This window comes from Pseudomonas brassicacearum (assembly GCF_003732265.1).
GTDB lineage: Bacteria > Pseudomonadota > Gammaproteobacteria > Pseudomonadales > Pseudomonadaceae > Aquipseudomonas > Aquipseudomonas brassicacearum_D.
In genome coordinates this window covers 1-503 of record NZ_MOBK01000243.1, presented here as the reverse complement: position 1 = coordinate 503, position 503 = coordinate 1, and the positions used below count along the sequence as shown (strand labels likewise).

Annotated in this window: 2 protein-coding genes; one reads left to right on the top strand and one right to left on the bottom strand. The window is 59.0% G+C overall.

The genetic code is table 11. From position 1 onward, the window contains the following. On the bottom strand, window positions 1–316 hold a 316-nt coding region (locus BK660_RS31070; protein ID WP_404942971.1), incomplete at its 3' end, for an AraC family ligand binding domain-containing protein. A gap of 85 nt (window positions 317–401) precedes the next feature. Here BK660_RS31070 and BK660_RS33335 point away from each other — a divergent pair. Then, window positions 402–503: hypothetical protein (locus BK660_RS33335; RefSeq protein ID WP_259698566.1), on the top strand; the 102-nt coding region annotated here is incomplete at its 3' end.

The window sequence follows — 503 nt, the reverse complement described above, 5'->3', positions numbered from 1 at the left end:
GCTCGCGCAGCAGCGGCGTCACGGCCACTACGCAGCACTGTTGCAGGCTGGCGGGTGACAATTCTGGCGCGATGAACAGTGAGCGCATCTGCACATCGCCGCTCATGAAAATCTCGTGCGCTCCCTCGGGTGGAATCCATACCGCGCGACTCGGCGGAATCACCCACGCCCCCGATTGCGTGACCACACGCATGATCCCGCTGACGGCATACAGCAGTTGCGCCTCGCGATGCAGGTGCAGCGGCTGGTGCGCGCCATCCAGATAATCCCGAGGGTAGGCGCTCACCGGGCCGTGTTCGAAATGGCTGATCAACATGTCTGATTCGATGACTTGCTTGGCAGGAATGCGCTTTACGGCCAACTTAGCATAAGCGCCACACAACAACGTAAAGCGTGCCGCCATGAATCAATCCAGAAACGTCATTCGCTATATCAACGCCGCGCATGTGATCGATCACATGTTCATGCTGATTGTCCCCGCCGCCGTGCTCGGCATGACTCAA